Consider the following 1,802-nt stretch of genomic DNA (forward strand, 5'->3'; position numbering starts at 1 on the left):
AGCGTCAGATGTGTATAAGAGACAGTGAATAGGGAGAGGAGCTTTAATAAGTGCTCAAAAATAGAAAAGTGATCGTAACAGGCGCAGCTTCTGGAATAGGAAAAGAAATAGTGAAACAATGCTTATTAGAGGGGGCTTCAGTACTTGCATGCGATACTAATGAACATTCTTTAAATGATTTAATGCTGTCACTGGACAATCGATATCCCCTGCATACATATCAGTTAGATGTAAGTGATCATGAAGAGGTGGTTGAATTTTTTGTATATGTTGAAGTAGAACATGCTGATGTAGATTGTTTAGTAAATAATGCTGGAATTTATTTGGCGAAAAATATACTGGATTATCAAGTAAATGAAATTGATAAAGTCCTGGATATAAACGTTAAAGGGGTTATTTATCTCTCACAAATGTTCGGTAAAAGATTGTTCCAAAGCCAAAGTGAGGGAGTCATCGTTAATATGTCTTCAGTGTCAGGAATAGAGGGCAGTTCAGATGCAATCTATGGGTTATCAAAAGCTGCCATATTAGGTTTAACGAAAAGCTGTGCCATGAATTTTTCACCATACATCCGAGTTAATGCTGTTGCCCCAACGATGGTTAATACTCCCATGATGGGTACCATACCTGAATGGAGAAAAGAGGAGTATGTAAGTCACCAACTTATCCAAACACCTGTCCTGCCTGGAGATGTGGCCGATACTGTTGTCTTCTTATTATCAGATAAAGCCAAGCATTATACAGGCGCAACGTTTGATATTAATAATGGGGGGTATCTAAGATAGTTCTGTTTCCTTGTTCGTTGCCCTTTGTAGTAGTTTTAAATTGATTTTAACATGTATAAAATTAGTTCTAAACACATACAGCATTAATAAGCGAGTATGCTTCTCAATGATCATCCTATCGGCTTTGCTTTCATAGGCCATTTTTTGTTTAATTCAGTTATGAAAGTTTTGACATTCTTTTTATCTTCCATAATTGGGGAATAGACGTACGAAAGTGTTCTGTTAAAGGATTCATTTTTCACCTGGATAATAGAAAGGATTTTATTTTGTACATCCCTTTCAATTACACTTCGGGATAGAAGGGCCAGCCCTGCGCCGTTTTTTATAAGTGTTTCTTTAATTCCTTGATTACTGCTTATCGTGAGTATAGACTTAATTTTCAATCCATTTGAACGTATGACGTGATTAAGGTATTCACGTGTCCCAGATCCAACTTCCCTTGTTACCCACGCTTGGTCATGTAAATCAGTAATCCCGACTTCGTCTTGATTAGCGAGTTCATGATTGTTAGAAGACACAATGAATAGCTCATCTTGCATGAATGGGTGAACAGAAAGCTCTTTTTCATTAGTTTGACCTTCGATTAAACCAATATCCACTTTGTATAGCCGAACGGCTTGGACGATTTCTTCCGTGTTACCGATTACGACTTGAAGTTCAAGTTCAGGATAGTCCTCTTGAAGGTCGATGAGTAAAGAAGGGAGGATATACTCTCCTATTGTAAAACTTGCTCCGATCTTCAATTCGCCCTTGATGGACCTATCGTGTTCCTGAATGTCTTGTCTGGTCTGTTCATAAATTGTGATCATTTGCTTGGCCCGGTCGTAAAGAATTTCTCCCGTTAAGGTGACTTTCAGGAATTTAGGAGAACGGAGAAATAATTTGGTTTGGAACTCTTCTTCCAATTTTTTTATATGCAAACTAACACTTGGTTGCGACATAAGAAGCATTTCTGCTGTTTTAGTAAAATTCTTGACTTCCACTAGGGTCACAAATGTTTTTAGAGCATCATAGTAC

The 1,802-nt window shown here is 37.5% G+C and carries 2 protein-coding genes; one reads left to right on the top strand and one right to left on the bottom strand.

What is annotated here, in order from left to right:
* The first annotated feature begins 50 nt into the window (after positions 1-50).
* A complete protein-coding gene (locus tag ACFVSH_RS26205; RefSeq protein ID WP_387708727.1) occupies positions 51-785 on the top strand; it encodes an SDR family NAD(P)-dependent oxidoreductase in 735 nt (244 codons plus the stop codon).
* Between the two features lie 110 nt (positions 786-895).
* On the opposite strand, the gene ACFVSH_RS26210 is transcribed toward ACFVSH_RS26205, so the two are convergent.
* Positions 896-1,802, bottom strand: a 907-nt coding sequence (locus tag ACFVSH_RS26210) for a LysR family transcriptional regulator (protein WP_387708729.1), incomplete at its 5' end; no start/stop codon positions are given.

The sequence above is a fragment of the Peribacillus sp. NPDC058002 genome, from assembly GCF_042886655.1.
In the GTDB taxonomy this organism is placed as follows: domain Bacteria; phylum Bacillota; class Bacilli; order Bacillales; family DSM-1321; genus Peribacillus; species Peribacillus aracenensis.